At 65.7% G+C, this 13,138-nt stretch carries 12 protein-coding genes; 6 read left to right on the top strand and 6 right to left on the bottom strand.

The features are described from left to right. Positions 1-6: 6 nt before the first annotated feature. The 6 genes from CWC60_RS10135 to CWC60_RS10105 all read right to left on the bottom strand — a co-directional run bounded on the left by CWC60_RS10135 (position 7) and on the right by CWC60_RS10105 (position 6,086). On the bottom strand, positions 7-1,743 hold the full coding sequence (locus CWC60_RS10135) for a saccharopine dehydrogenase family protein (RefSeq protein ID WP_164516469.1): 1,737 nt from the start codon (positions 1,741-1,743) through the stop codon (positions 7-9). Next, entirely contained in the window at positions 1,740-2,159 is a 420-nt protein-coding gene (locus CWC60_RS23590) for a thiol-disulfide oxidoreductase DCC family protein (protein ID WP_206419867.1), read from the bottom strand. Before CWC60_RS23590 ends, CWC60_RS10135 begins: the two co-directional genes overlap by 4 nt. Beyond that, on the bottom strand, positions 2,149-2,520 hold the full coding sequence (locus tag CWC60_RS10120) for a VOC family protein (RefSeq protein ID WP_109793857.1): 372 nt from the start codon (positions 2,518-2,520) through the stop codon (positions 2,149-2,151). The genes CWC60_RS23590 and CWC60_RS10120 overlap by 11 nt, the downstream gene beginning before the upstream one ends. Before the next feature lie 100 nt (positions 2,521-2,620). Further along, positions 2,621-4,219 carry a TRAP transporter large permease gene (locus tag CWC60_RS10115; protein WP_109793856.1) on the bottom strand — a complete coding sequence of 533 codons (1,599 nt, stop codon included), beginning with the start codon at positions 4,217-4,219 and terminating at the stop codon, positions 2,621-2,623. Between the two features lie 2 nt (positions 4,220-4,221). Further along, positions 4,222-4,875: a TRAP transporter small permease subunit gene (locus CWC60_RS10110; protein ID WP_109793855.1), complete on the bottom strand. Its 654-nt coding sequence runs from the start codon at positions 4,873-4,875 to the stop codon at positions 4,222-4,224. 161 nt (positions 4,876-5,036) lie between these two features. Beyond that, positions 5,037-6,086, bottom strand: coding sequence for a TRAP transporter substrate-binding protein (locus CWC60_RS10105; protein ID WP_109793854.1), 1,050 nt, complete (start codon positions 6,084-6,086; stop codon positions 5,037-5,039). Positions 6,087-6,468: 382 nt separating this feature from the next. On the opposite strand from CWC60_RS10105, the gene CWC60_RS10095 reads away from it, so the two are divergent. From CWC60_RS10095 to lipA, 6 genes are all read left to right on the top strand, one after another. Further along, on the top strand, positions 6,469-6,801 hold the full coding sequence (locus CWC60_RS10095) for an FtsB family cell division protein (RefSeq protein WP_109793852.1): 333 nt from the start codon (positions 6,469-6,471) through the stop codon (positions 6,799-6,801). Positions 6,802-6,913: 112 nt separating this feature from the next. Further along, positions 6,914-7,966 carry a pyruvate dehydrogenase (acetyl-transferring) E1 component subunit alpha gene (pdhA, locus tag CWC60_RS10090; protein WP_109793851.1) on the top strand — a complete coding sequence of 351 codons (1,053 nt, stop codon included), beginning with the start codon at positions 6,914-6,916 and terminating at the stop codon, positions 7,964-7,966. 16 nt (positions 7,967-7,982) lie between these two features. Continuing rightward, on the top strand, positions 7,983-9,392 hold the full coding sequence (locus CWC60_RS10085; protein ID WP_109793850.1) for a pyruvate dehydrogenase complex E1 component subunit beta: 1,410 nt from the start codon (positions 7,983-7,985) through the stop codon (positions 9,390-9,392). Between the two features lie 13 nt (positions 9,393-9,405). Next, the gene (locus tag CWC60_RS10080) at positions 9,406-10,728 is read left to right on the top strand and encodes a pyruvate dehydrogenase complex dihydrolipoamide acetyltransferase (protein ID WP_109793849.1); all 1,323 of its coding nucleotides are present in this window, start codon (positions 9,406-9,408) and stop codon (positions 10,726-10,728) included. A gap of 18 nt (positions 10,729-10,746) precedes the next feature. Then, positions 10,747-12,147: a dihydrolipoyl dehydrogenase gene (gene lpdA / locus CWC60_RS10075; RefSeq protein WP_109793848.1), complete on the top strand. Its 1,401-nt coding sequence runs from the start codon at positions 10,747-10,749 to the stop codon at positions 12,145-12,147. Positions 12,148-12,177: 30 nt separating this feature from the next. Then, positions 12,178-13,131: a lipoyl synthase gene (gene lipA / locus CWC60_RS10070; RefSeq protein ID WP_109793847.1), complete on the top strand. Its 954-nt coding sequence runs from the start codon at positions 12,178-12,180 to the stop codon at positions 13,129-13,131. Positions 13,132-13,138 lie beyond the last annotated feature (7 nt).

Raw genomic sequence — 13,138 nt, 5'->3', positions numbered from 1 at the left:
CGTCAATCAATCGCCGCTGCAGTTCCGGGTCCGGCAGGGCGCAGAGGTCGGCCCGGCCGTTGGCCCCTGATCGGCGTGGTCACCGACATCTACACCTTCAACCGCGAACGCCGCCTGGCCGGGCGTTGGGTCGCCACTTGGCGCGACCGATCCCCGGTAGCGTACGATAAGCCCGCCACCCAACGGTGCGTAGAGACCGACATCGAACCGGAACAGGCCGTCTTCTTCATATTCGACGCTATCGCTTCGCGGCAGGAGGAAGCGGGGCAAGGGGACCCTTATGAGCCAGCCACGGCGTACCGGCAGGCTCATCCGCCCGTCGACAACTGGGAGCTCCTGTTCGTAGTCGAAAACCCAGAAACGTTCGCGGTAGTGGTGGCGCCGCGAGGGCTTGAGATAGGATCGAAAAATCCGGCCATCGAAGTTCCTCTCCCATATCTCGCCACGGCTCGTGCGTGTCTTGGTGATGGTCAAGGCAACATCGCGGCCCGGCTTCGGAAAGCGAAAAAAGAATGCGGCAAAGCGAGCAATCAGACTGTTGCCTCTGATCACTTCGGCGCGTCCGGTGAAACTCTCGATGTCCTGAACTGAATGGAGCCGCCGCACGCATATCGGAAGGTCGCGCCATCGTTCGCCGAGCGCTTCCCTGAACAGAGTTGGCTGCATTTCATGCGTTGTCCGCTGCGTGACCGAGAGGTCAGACATGGCGGCAACAGCGTCGCTCAGCATCAAATCCCCAAGGCAGGGCCGCGCGCCCGGCGGAATGGTTTCGTAGCGCCTCAGCAGAGCCCGTACGGTTATGGCCGGAATGAACGGACCGTCGCCTTTCGATGCGAACAGCGACCATCGATCCCGTACCATGTCGCCGTCGCGTGTGCCGACGACACTCACCTCCATACCGCCCTCGTCCGTTCCCATCTGGTGAGAGGCCGATGCGATGAGGTGAGCCGCTCGGCTCATCCAGGGTGGTGGCGCGACGCCGGTGAGGCGCCTGAGCAAGGCAACGACCGTAACGCCGCCGTTCAGCACGCCAAGCTCCATGCCTGCTCGGAAGAGAACAGACCTTGCCCCGAATCGGTCCGGAAACAGTGCGGTGTCGGGCACGCGGAGAAGGCGGGCGTGACGCCTTTGCCCGTTCGGGAGGCGATAGTTGCGCGGTTCGCTCCAGGCGCGGGACCGGACCCAGCGGTTGCCACGCCAGAGGTCTATCGGGCCGCCGACCTGGGAGAGTATGCTGGCAATGACCGAGTATCCCCGTGGCGCGCGGTTTCCGGGCAGGATCGCCGTCTCGATGACATCGATGCGATCCATATTGCTGGCGATGTCGCGCACTGCCGCAGCGGACAGGCCGGGAACGCTTGATGCACCCGAGAGCGCAAATCTGTCGGCCCGGCGGAAAGCGCCATCAAGACGGGCGACGCCGGCGACGAAGTCCGCATCGTCTGCGAGGTCCATGTAGCTCAGGCCATGTTCGGCGCAGTACTGGGGAATCCGGTATTGTTCCTCGCCATAGGCATGGAAGGGTCCGACCGCGTCGACGACGATCTCGACGCCAGTGGATGTGATCGGAGTGAGGTCATCCGATCGGTCGAGAATGGTGAATTCGCACCCAAGACGATGAGCCAGCTCTTGAAGGGGGGCCCGCCGCCTGCCGCCCAGAACCACCTGGTGGCCATCACGACAAAGCAGGGTCGCGACCCGGCTGCCGAACACGCCTGCACCGCCAATGACGAAGACTTTCACTGAACAAGCCGCTTCCGCAGTTCCGGGTCCGGCAGGGCGCAGAGTTCGGCCCGGCCGAAGAGAGCATAGCGGTTGCGCGCGATGCGGCGGTAGAGCCAGTTCTGCGCCGGGCGGGGGAGGACCCTGAAGGCGCCGAGCAGGCGTCCGGCGCCGCCCAGCCGCGCGCCGGCGGCGATCACGGCGTCCAGGGAGGTCCGGACCTGTCCCCGTTCGATGTAGAGCCAGCTTTCGGGGTCGTCCGGGTCGAGGCCCTGTCCGGCCAGAAGCCGACGCCCCAGCGGACTGTCCGCCGTGGCGATACGGAACTCGCCGCGTCTGTCGTGGCGGGCGATCCAGCGTGCGGCGCCGGAGCACAGCGCGCAATCGCCGTCCATGATCAGCAGGTGCTCGGGCAGGTCGCCGCCGTCACCGGTCACGGGCGTCCCCGCCCTGTTCCAGCAGGGTCAGGACATTGCCGGCCGGATCGCGGAAATGCGCCAGCGTGCCGCCCCATTCCTGCTTTTCCGGCGGGCCCTCGAAGCGCACGCCCCGGCCGCTGAGGGTCTCGTAGGCGGCCTCGATGGTGTCGATGGTCATTGAGATACCGACGAACCGGCCGACCAGGCCCTTGTCGGCCGCCTTCGCCTCCTCGACGATCAGTTCCGCATTCTCCAGGCCGTAGCCGGCGGCCCGCATCCCGTCGGCCCGCCAGTTGGTCGGCAGGGCCAGCAGGTCGGAATAGAATTCGTGCGCCTTGTCGAAATCGTCGACGAAGATGCGTATGCCATAGAGTTTCATTGTCGGCCTCCCGGGGATGCTGTTTCCCCGCATATGGGCCTCGGGTCCGCGATTGCAGCGGGGCCGGGGGCGGTCCTCCGCCGCCCCACCGGCCGCCGCCCTATTGCAGCATCAGTCTGGGCAGCCAGAGTGTGACCTGCGGGAACAGGATGACGACGCCGAGACCGATCACCTGCAGCGTCACGAACGGGATGATGCCCCGGTAGATCGATTGCATCTTCACTTCCGGCGGCGCCACGCCCTTCATGTAGAACAGCGCGAAGCCGAATGGTGGTGTCAGGAACGATGTCTGCAGATTCACCGCCACGAGGATCGCGAACCAGTAGATCACCTGTTCCTGGATCTGCTGGAAGGGCAGACCCTCGACGCCCAGATGGCTTGCGAACTCGGGTGCGAAGGCCTGGATGACGGGGGCGAAGACCGGCAGGATGATCAGGGTGATCTCCAGGAAGTCGAAGAAGAACCCCATCAGGAAGACCGAGAACATCAGCAGGAAAAGCAGCGGCCATGCGCCCAGGTCGAGGACTTCGATCAGTTCGATGATCAGATCCTCGCCATAGACGTTGCGGAAGACGGTCGAGAACGCCGTCGCCCCGACGAAGATGAAGAAGATCATCGCCGTGGTCAGCCCCGTACGGTGGCAGACTTCCCGCACGACCTCCTTGGTCAGCGTGCGGTTGAAGGCGGCCAGTATCATCGAGCCGAAGGCGCCGATGCCCGCGGCCTCGGTCGGCGTGGCCCAGCCGGCGAAGATCGACCCCAGCACCATGATGATCAGGAAGATCGGCGGCACGAAGCCCTTCAGGATGCCGCCGAAGATGGTGTTGCCCTCCTTGCGCCCCATCATCATCGAATAGGTGAAGATGGCGAGGAAACCGATCAGCGACCAGTTCACCCAGTCGATGCCCAGTTGCGAGAGGATGTAGACGGCGATCACGATGGCCGCGGTGACCGAGAAATAGACGGCGACGTTCCGGAAGTTCGTCGGATCGACCTGGATCATGTCTTCGGGCAGCGGCGGGGCGACGCTCGGGTTAATCGTCGCCCGGGTCATGATGTAGATGAAGTAGAGGCCGGACAGCACCAGACCCGGCAGCACCGCGCCGATGAACAGGTTGCCGACTGAGACCGCCAGCAGGTTGGCCATCAGCACCAGCATGATCGAGGGCGGGATCAGGATGCCCAGCGTCGCGCTGGCGGCGATGGTGCCGGTGGCCAGCGAATGCTGGTAGCCGCGCCGCAGCATGGTCGGCAGCGCCAGCAGGGTCATCATCACGACCGAGGCGCCGATGATGCCGGTGGTCGCGGCCATGATGGTGCCCATGACGGTAATCGAGAGAGCGAGGCCGCCGGGCACGCGGCGCAGCATGATCTGCAGGATGTGCAGCAGGTCGGCGGCGACGCGGCTGCGCTCCAGCATGGTGCCCATGAACACGAAACAGGGGATGGCCACCAGGATCGGGTTCTGCACCGCGCCCGAGGCGCCGTCGCCGCCCCAGATGCGATTGATGACCTGGTAGAAGATGGCGTAGTCGAGGACGCCGATGGCAATGCCCAGCAGGCCGAAGATCAGCGAGATGCCGCCGAGCGCGAAGGCGACCGGCAGGCCCGTGAACAGGGCCAGGGCCAGCGCCAGGAACATGTAGCCGCCGATGTAGTCGTAGAGGTGATCGTCAATCAGCCATTCGAAGAATTCCATCGTCAGCGCTCTCCCTCGACCGAAAGGATTTCCGGCCCGTCGTCCAGGGAGACCTTCGGCAGCACGTCGATATCGGTGAAGAAGGGGATGTCCTGTTCGGCGCGGACCCGCGCGTCCGGCGACCCCCAGAGATAGGCCGCGACGCGGATGGTCATGGCGAAGGCGGCGATCAGCATGACGAAGAAGCCGATCGGCATCGCCGACTTGATGACGTAGCGCCAGGGAATCCCGACCATCGATTCCGACCCCTCACCCTGATGGTAGGAAAGGGCCACCATGTCGATGGACTTGGCCAGCATGAAGCACAGGAACGGCATGGCGAACAGGACCAGGCCGATGAACTCGATCCAGCACTGGGTTCGCCGGGAGCCCATTTCCCGGAAGATGTCGACGCGGACATGGGCGTTCATCAGATAGGCGAAGCCGAAGCTCAGCATCAGCAGCACGCCGTGGATGTGCCACTGCAGATCCTGCAGGATGAAGGAGACGGAATAGCCGTAGTGGATCGTTATCTCGGCGGACCAGTCCTTGATGAAGTCGATCTTCCGCGTGATCACATCGAACATGATGATCATGATCAGCGGCAGGATCAGCCAGCTCACGCCCTTCCCGATGGAGCGGGAGAAACGGTCGGCCGCGTCGGCGAGTTTGAGCATCTTGTCGGGAGTCCCGTCTTCGTGGGTGTCCGCGGACCCGGATCTGACGCTGCCGGGGCCCGTGCCGTTGGCAAGAATCGACCGGCGCGGGTACTCACGCCGGTCGTTGCGAAACCGGGTGCGGCGGCGGCCACCAAGGACCGCCGCCGCGTCACGCCGGACTACCTCAGGTAGCCGCGCTCACCCCAGATCTTGTACTCCTCGTGGAAGGCGGTGTAGCTGTCCCACAGGCGCTTGACGTCCGGATTGGCCGCAAGCTCTTCCTTGAGCACCTCCCCCCAGGCGCCGCGGAGCTGGTCGAGGATCTCCGGCGACCAGTCGACATTCTCCACGCCGTCCTTCTCGTTGGCGATCATCGCCGCGGACTGAAGGGCTTCGCCCTCGGCCAGTTCCACGCCGATATTGGCCGTGCAGGCCATCTCGAAGATCGCCTTCTTCTGGTCATCCAGCTCGTTCCACTTGTCGCGGTTCACCAGGAACTCGTTGGTGGTGGACTGCTGATGCCAGCCGGGAAAGTAGTTGTACTTGGCGATCTGGTAGAAGCCGAGCGTGCGGTCGATGGCCGGCATAGAGAACTCGGTGGCGTCGATGGTGCCGAGTTCCAGCGCCGGATAGATATCGCCGCCGGCGAGCTGCTGGGTGGCCACGCCGAACTTCTGCATCACCTTCGCGCCGATGCCGAAGAAGCGCATCTTCAGGCCCTTCAGCTCGTCGAGGCTGGTGATCTTGTTGCGGAACCAGCCGGAGGTCTCCGGCGGGATCATGCCGCAGTAGAAGTATTCGATGTTGTCGCGCCCGTAGAACTCCTTGCCGAGCTCGATGCCGCCGCCGTACTGCAGCCAGGCGTTGAACTCCAGCGCGCCCGGGCCGAACGGCCAGGTCGACAGGAAGGCGAAGACCGAGTTCTTGCCCTGATTGGCGCCCGGTGTGCCGTAGGCCGCCTCGAACGCGCCCTGGCTGATCGGGTCGTAGTAGGCGTAACCGCCGGCCAGCGCGCCGGGCTCGAACACCTTGATGTCGAAATCGCCGGCGGAAGCCTTGTCCACCCAGCCGGTGATCCGCGGCCCGACCGGCCCCAGAACCGCCACGTTCGTGCCGAAGGCGGAATGCAGCTTCCAGCGGACCTTCTTCGCGTCGGCTTCCGATGCCGACATGGCGAGCGTTACGCTCGCCGCAAGCGCTACCGCGCCCAACGTCTTGATGAGATTCATGATCTACCTCCCTTTGCGGACCACCGGTCCCTTTTTCCTCCGGCGTTTCGCCGGGTTCCTGCAGTTGGACGCAGGTAAAGCGGGCGCTTCTTCTGACGCCTCGTTGCGGTCATTTAGCCTCGCCTGCGCGCATGACGCAATGGCCGCAATCAGAAAAGAACAGAGCCAGGGTGCTTTTTACTGATCGGTATCAAAAACTATACTCATGAGTATTTGTCCTTCGGCGGAATGGCGTCGATCGATCGAGGATGACCTCGCGTCAGCCGTCCGGTGCGCTGGAAAAGAGTCAATTCGGCAACGCTTTGGGCGCTTCGGCGGAAAAAGCACATGAAGGCGGCGCAATCCGTTTGACCGGGCGAATCGGTTCTGATTCGATTCGTCGATGACCCTTTCGACCGCCGGATCGAGACACCTGCTGAAGTTCGCGCCCCCGCTCATCGGCGCGGCCCTGGTGTTCTATTTCGGATTCCACGCCGCCTATGGCGAGCGGGGCCTGGTCGCGCTCAGGAAACTGGAGGCAGAGGCCGGGCACCAGCAGGAAAGACTTGAGGACCTGCAGGCGCGCCAAGAGCGGCTCCGGCGCCGGGTCGAACTGATCCGCGGCCCCGAGATCGACGGCGACATCCTGGAGGAACAGGCGCGGCGCATCCTCGGATGGAGCCGTCCCGACGAGGTCGTCATCCTGCACCCCGGGCCTTCCGCGTCAGGGCGGTAACTGATTCCGAGTTAACGCGGAGTTTCGCCGTGCAGAGGGCGAAAATCTGTGCGTTACTGTCCGCCGTGTCCCGTCGCCAGGTGAGTGGCCCGAACAGGGCCGGGGAGGAAGCATGGCCAAGTCCACCAGCAGCCGTTCCAGCCGGGCGCCCCGCGCGCGCAGCCGCGCCGGCGCCGCCAAGGCGGAGGCCGCGCCGCCGGAGACGAGCAAGGACGAACTGATGTCCTTCTACCGCGAAATGCTGCTGATCCGGCGCTTCGAGGAGAAGGCGGGCCAGATGTACGGCATGGGCCTGATCGGCGGTTTCTGTCACCTCTACATCGGTCAGGAGGCGGTCGTCGTCGGCATCCAGGCAGCGCTGACACCGGACGACAAGGTAATCACGTCCTATCGCGATCACGGCCACATGCTGGCCTGCGGCATGGAGGCGGGCGGCGTCATGGCCGAACTTACCGGCCGCGCCGGCGGCTACTCCAGGGGCAAGGGCGGCTCCATGCACATGTTCAGCCGGGAGAAGAACTTCTACGGCGGACACGGAATCGTCGGCGCCCAGGTGCCGCTCGGGACGGGTCTCGCGATGGCCGAGAAGTACAAGGGAACGGGCGCGCTGAGCGTGACCTATTTCGGCGACGGCTCCGCCAACCAGGGTCAGGTCTACGAGGCCTTCAACATGGCGGCGCTGTGGAAGCTGCCGGTGATCTACGTGATCGAGAACAATCAGTACGCCATGGGCACCTCGGTGGCCCGGTCCTCGGCGCAGGTCGAACTCGCCAAACGCGGCGAGAGCTTCGGCATCCCGGGGCGGCAGGTGGACGGCATGGACGTCCTGGCCGTCAAGGCCGCCGCCGAGGAGGCGGTCAAATACGTGCGCGAGGGCAACGGGCCGATCATCCTGGAGATGAAGACCTATCGTTACCGTGGCCATTCCATGTCGGATCCGGCCAAGTACCGCTCCAAGGAGGAAGTGGCCAAGATGCGCCAGGAGAAGGATCCGATCGAGCGGGTCCGCGCCCGGCTGCTGGAGGACTTCGACGCCGGCGAGGACGAGTTGAAGACGATCGACCGCGAGGTGAAGGGGATCGTCTCCGACGCGGCCGAGTTCGCCCAGCAGAGCCCGGAGCCGGATCCCTCCGAACTCTATACCGACATCCTGCGCGAGGCCTGAGGGGAGAGCCTGAGCGATGCCGATCACAATTACGATGCCCGCCCTTTCGCCGACCATGGAGGAGGGCACGCTGGCCAAGTGGCTGGTCAAGGAGGGTGACGACGTCGCCCCCGGCGACGTGCTGTGCGAAATCGAGACCGACAAGGCGACCATGGAGGTCGAGGCGGTCGACGAGGGCGCCATCGGCCGCCTGCTGGTCGAGGAAGGCACGGAGGGCGTGAAGGTCAATGCGCCCATTGCCGTGCTGCTGGGCGAGGGCGAGGACAAGTCCGATCTGGAGGGCTACGAGCCCAAGGGCGGGCCGTCGCCGGACCGTGAAGGCGACGCCCATGTCGACGAGGCGCCAGCCACGCCGCCGCCGAAAGCGGAGGCGCAGCCGCGCTCCGCGCAGCCGGTTGCGGTCGACGACGAGGAGGAGCCCGAGATCCCGGCAGGGACCGAAATGGTCGAGCAGACCGTCCGCGAGGCGCTGCGCGACGCCATGGCCGAGGAAATGGAGCGCGACGAGACCGTCTTCCTGATGGGCGAGGAGGTGGCCGAGTATCAGGGCGCCTACAAGGTGTCTCAGGGCCTGCTCGACCGCTTCGGGCCGAAGCGGGTGATCGACACGCCGATCACCGAGCACGGCTTCGCCGGCGTCGGCGTTGGCGCGGCGTTCGGCGGGCTGAGGCCCATCGTCGAGTTCATGACCTTCAACTTCGCCATGCAGGCGATCGATCAGATCATCAATTCGGCGGCCAAGACCCTCTACATGTCCGGCGGCCAGATGGGCTGCCCCATCGTTTTCCGCGGCCCCAACGGCGCGGCCGCCCGTGTCGGCGCGCAGCACAGCCAGGACTATGGCGCCTGGTACGCGCAGATTCCGGGGTTGAAGGTGGTGGCGCCCTGGTCGGCGGCCGATGCCAAGGGCCTGATGAAGGCGGCGATCCGGGATCCGAACCCGGTGATCTTCCTCGAGAACGAAATTCTCTACGGCCGCACCGGCGAGGTGCCGAAGGACGACGGCTTCGTCCTGCCCATCGGCAAGGCCAAGGTGGTCCGCAAGGGCGCGGACGTGACCCTGGTCGGCTACGCCATCATGATCGAGAAGGCGCTGAAAGCGGCCGAGATTCTGGCGGAACAGGGGATCGACGCGGAGATCATCGACCTGCGCTCGCTCCGTCCCATGGATACCGCGACCGTGATCCGGTCGGTGAAGAAGACCAACCGCCTGGTGACGCTGGAGGAAGGCTTCCCGACCTGCGGCATCGGGGCGGAGCTTTCGGCCCGGGTGATGGAGGAGGCTTTCGACTGGCTCGACGCGCCGGTGAAGCGCGTCACCGGCGAGGACGTACCCATGCCCTACGCGGCGAATCTCGAGAAGCTGGCTCTGCCGCAACCCGAGACCATCGTCGAGGCGGCCCGGGCCGTCTGCTACGCCGACTGAGGGGGGACGCGAGATGCCGATCACCATCACCATGCCCGCGCTGTCGCCCACCATGGAGGAAGGCACGCTGGCCAGCTGGCAGGTCAAGGCTGGCGACACGGTCGCCGCCGGCGATGTGCTCTGCGAGATCGAGACCGACAAGGCGACCATGGAGGTCGAGGCCGTCGACGAGGGCACGATCGGGAAGCTGCTGGTCGAGGCGGGGACCGAGGGCGTGAAGGTCAACGCGCCCATCGCCGTCCTGCTGGAAGAGGGCGAGGACGAGAGCGCACTGGAGGGCTACGAACCCGAGGGCGGGGCCGCGCCCCCGCCAGCGGAAACGGCCCAACCTGAACCGGAAGCGCCGCGGCCGGCGAAACAGCCCGCCGCCTCGGCGGCCGACGACGCCCGCGCGCCTGCGCCGAAGCCGGCATCCGGCGGCGGAGGACGCATCTTCGCCAGCCCGCTGGCGAAGCGCATGGCCGAGCAGGCCGGCCTCGATCTCGCCGCCATCGAGGGCTCCGGTCCGAAGGGCCGCGTCGTCAAGCGCGACATCGAAGCCGCCGTGAAGGCGGGGACGGCGAAGAAGGCGGCTCCACAGGCCGCTGCCACCGCCGCGGCAGCGCCGGCGCCGACGCCGCTTGCCGTGGCCGGCGACTATCCGCCGGCGACGGACGACTACGAGGAGATCAAACTCAATTCGATGCGGAAGACGATCGCGCGCCGCCTCACCGAGGCCAAGCAGACGATCCCGCATTTCTATCTCACGATGGACATCGAACTCGACCGTCTGCTGGCCATGCGGAAGGATCTCAACGGCCGCTCCGACGCCTACAGGATCTCGGTCAACGACTTCATCATCCGGGCTACGGCGCTCGCGCTGCACCGCCACCCGGAGATCAACGCCCAGTTCACCGGCGAGGCAATCCTGCAGCATCGCAAGGTCGACGTCTCGGTCGCCGTGGCGATCGAGGGCGGACTGATCACGCCGGTGATCCGCGATGCCGACCGCAAGGGCCTGGTGGAGATCGCGAACCAGGCCAAGGACCTGGCCGGCCGCGCCCGCGACGGCAAGCTGAAGCCGGAGGAGTACCAGGGCGGCACCTGTACGGTTTCCAACCTGGGCATGTTCGGCATCGACCAGTTCGTCGCCGTCATCAATCCGCCGCAGTCGACCATCCTGGCGGTGGGTTCGGGCAAGCAGAAGCCGGTGGTCAAGGATGGCGCGCTGGCCGTCGCCACCGTCATGACCGCGACGCTGTCATGCGATCACCGCGTCTATGGCGGGGCCGAGGGCGCGCGCTTCCTGGAGACCCTGAAGGGCTTCCTGGAAGACCCGGTCACCATGCTGCTCTGATCCAGGGGGACGACTGAAATGGCGAAGGAATTCGATCTGGTCGTCGTCGGCGGCGGCCCCGGCGGCTATGTCGCCGCGATCCGGGCGGCGCAGCTGAAAATGAACGTGGCGCTGGTCGAGCGGGAGCACCTGGGCGGCATCTGTCTGAACTGGGGCTGCATCCCGACCAAGGCGCTGCTGCGATCGGCCGAGGTCTACCACCTGATGCAGCACGCCGGGGATTTCGGGTTCAGAATCGACGGCAAGATCGAGATCGACGCCGCCGCCGTGGTCAAGCGCTCGCGCAAGGTGGCGGGCCAGCTCTCCGGCGGCGTCAAGCACCTGCTGAAGAAGAACAAGGTCACTGTCTTCGACGGCCACGGCGCGCTGGGCGGCAAGGGCGTCGTCAAGGTCACGAAGGACGGCAAGGCGGTCGACGAGATCAGGGCGAAGCACATCGTGCTCGCCACCGGGGCCCGGGCGCGGACGCTGCCCGGCCTGGAGCCCGACGGGGACCGCATCTGGACCTACAAGGAGGCGATGGTCCCCGAAAGCCTGCCGAAATCGCTGCTGGTCGTCGGCTCCGGCGCCATCGGCATCGAATTCGCCAGCTTCTACCGCACGCTGGGCGCCGAGGTGACGGTGGTCGAGGTGCTGGACCGCGTCCTCCCCGTGGAGGACGAGGAGATCTCCGCCTTCGCCGAGAAGGCCTTCACCAAACAGGGCATGAAGATCATGACCGGCGCGACGGTGGAGAAGCTGGACAAGACGAAGGACGGCGTCACTGCGACGGTGAAGAAGAAGGACGGCAAGAGCGAAAAGATCACGGTCGAGCGCGTCATCCTGGCCGTCGGCATCGTCGGCAATGTCGAGAACATCGGCCTGGAGAACACGAAGGTCGAGGTCGACCGCGCGCACGTGAAGATCGACGGCTACTGCCGCACGGGCGAGCCCGGCGTCTACGCCATCGGCGACCTCTGCGGTCCGCCCTGGCTGGCCCACAAGGCGAGCCATGAGGGCGTCATCTGCGTCGAGAAGATCGCCGGGATGGACGTCCACCCGCTCGAGGTCACCAACATTCCCGGCTGCACCTACTGCCAGCCGCAGGTCGCCAGCGTCGGCCTGACCGAGGCCGCGGCGAAAGCGAAGGGCCACGAGGTCAATGTCGGCCGCTTCCCCTTCATGGGCAACGGCAAGGCCATCGCGCTGGGCGACCCGGAAGGCATGGTCAAGACGGTCTTCGACAGGAAGACGGGGGAACTGCTGGGCGCGCACATGATCGGCGCGGAAGTGACCGAGCTGATCCAGGGCTACGGCATCGCCAAGACGCTGGAGACGACCGAGGTGGAACTGATGCACACGGTGTTCCCGCATCCGACGCTGTCGGAGATGATGCATGAGTCCGTGCTTGACGCCTATGGTCGGGCCATCCATTTCTGATCCGAGTTCCGTGGAAGTCCTGAGGTCTGCATGACCGACATCGTCAAAGCCGCGCCGCGCCACCCGGAGAAGGCCCACAGGCCCGACCAGCCGGTGTGGAAGAAGAAGCCGGCCTGGATCCGGGTGAAGGCGCCGACCTCGCCCGCCTACCAGGAAACCCGGGCGATCATGCGCGAGCACAAGCTGCATACGGTCTGCGAGGAAGCGGCCTGTCCGAACATCGGCGAGTGCTGGGCCAAGGGCCATGCCACCATGATGATCATGGGCGACACCTGCACCCGCGCCTGCACCTTCTGCAACGTCAAGACGGGCCGGCCCGGCCAGCTCGATCCCTTCGAGCCGGAGAGCGTCGCCCAGTCGGTGAAGAAGCTGGGGCTGAACCATGTCGTCGTCACCTCGGTCGACCGCGACGACCTCGACGACGGCGGCGCCGATCACATGGCGCAGACCATCCTGCGCATCCGCGAGGCCAGCCCCGGCACCACCATCGAGGTGCTGACCCCGGATTTCCAGAAGAAGCCCGGCGCGCTGGAGAAGGTCGTCGATGCCCGGCCCGACGTCTTCAACCACAATCTGGAGACGGTGCCGCGGCTTTACGGCGAGGTCCGCCCCGGCGCCCGCTATTTCCATTCGCTGCGCATCCTCTCCAGGGTGAAGGAAATCGACCCGTCCATGTTCACCAAGTCCGGCATCATGGTCGGCCTGGGCGAGGGGCGGGAGGAAGTGCTGCAGGTCATGGACGATCTGCGCTCCGCCGAGGTCGATTTCATGACCATCGGCCAGTACCTGCAGCCCAGCCGCAAGCATCACGCGGTCGACCGCTTCGTCACGCCGGACGAATTCGCGAGCCTCGAGCGGAGCGCCTATGGCAAGGGCTTCCTGATGGTTTCGGCGACGCCGCTGACACGGTCGTCCTATCACGCCGGCGACGATTTCGAGCGGCTGCGCGCAGCGCGGGAACGGCGCCTGAAGGCGGCATCCTGACCGGCTG

It is taken from the genome of Minwuia thermotolerans (assembly GCF_002924445.1).
Taxonomy (GTDB): Bacteria; Pseudomonadota; Alphaproteobacteria; order Minwuiales; family Minwuiaceae; genus Minwuia; species Minwuia thermotolerans.
The sequence above is the reverse complement of the archived record's forward strand: the minus strand, read 5'-3'. Positions and strand labels throughout refer to the sequence as shown.

Coding starts and splice junctions, on each gene's coding strand:
- CWC60_RS10085 (WP_109793850.1), top strand. CDS start 7,983: ATGCCGATCACAATTACGATGCCCGCCCTTTCGCCGACCATGGAGGAG.
- lipA (WP_109793847.1), top strand. CDS start 12,178: ATGACCGACATCGTCAAAGCCGCGCCGCGCCACCCGGAGAAGGCCCAC.
- lpdA (WP_109793848.1), top strand. CDS start 10,747: ATGGCGAAGGAATTCGATCTGGTCGTCGTCGGCGGCGGCCCCGGCGGC.
- CWC60_RS10110 (WP_109793855.1), bottom strand. CDS start 4,875: ATGCTCAAACTCGCCGACGCGGCCGACCGTTTCTCCCGCTCCATCGGG.
- CWC60_RS10105 (WP_109793854.1), bottom strand. CDS start 6,086: ATGAATCTCATCAAGACGTTGGGCGCGGTAGCGCTTGCGGCGAGCGTA.
- CWC60_RS10120 (WP_109793857.1), bottom strand. CDS start 2,520: ATGAAACTCTATGGCATACGCATCTTCGTCGACGATTTCGACAAGGCG.
- CWC60_RS10080 (WP_109793849.1), top strand. CDS start 9,406: ATGCCGATCACCATCACCATGCCCGCGCTGTCGCCCACCATGGAGGAA.
- pdhA (WP_109793851.1), top strand. CDS start 6,914: ATGGCCAAGTCCACCAGCAGCCGTTCCAGCCGGGCGCCCCGCGCGCGC.
- CWC60_RS10095 (WP_109793852.1), top strand. CDS start 6,469: ATGACCCTTTCGACCGCCGGATCGAGACACCTGCTGAAGTTCGCGCCC.
- CWC60_RS10115 (WP_109793856.1), bottom strand. CDS start 4,219: ATGGAATTCTTCGAATGGCTGATTGACGATCACCTCTACGACTACATC.